We start from the raw sequence: 224 nt of genomic DNA, 5'->3' as shown, positions 1-224 counted from the left end.
TGGAGCCAGCCGCCTAAGGTGGGACAGATGATTGGGGTGAAGTCGTAACAAGGTAGCCGTATCGGAAGGTGCGGCTGGATCACCTCCTTTCTATGGAGAATTGATGAACGCTGTTCATCAATATAAGTTTCCGTGTTTCGTTTTGTTCAGTTTTGAGAGAACTATCTCTCATATATAAATGTATGTTCTTTGAAAACTAGATAACAGTGTAGCTCATATTTTTT

The 224-nt window shown here is 41.1% G+C and carries 1 rRNA gene (cut by a window edge); it reads left to right on the top strand.

Annotated features, from left to right (window positions below):
- Positions 1-90: ribosomal RNA gene (locus DPQ31_RS00100) — 16S ribosomal RNA — on the top strand (it extends 1511 nt beyond the left edge of the window).
- Positions 91-224: the final 134 nt, after the last annotated feature.

Origin of the sequence: Bacillus sp. COPE52, assembly GCF_003355115.1 — a bacterium.
GTDB classification, from domain to species: domain Bacteria; phylum Bacillota; class Bacilli; order Bacillales; family Bacillaceae_G; genus Bacillus_A; species Bacillus_A toyonensis.
Note: the sequence above shows the minus strand (reverse complement) of the source record. Positions and strands in the feature narration are given on the sequence as shown.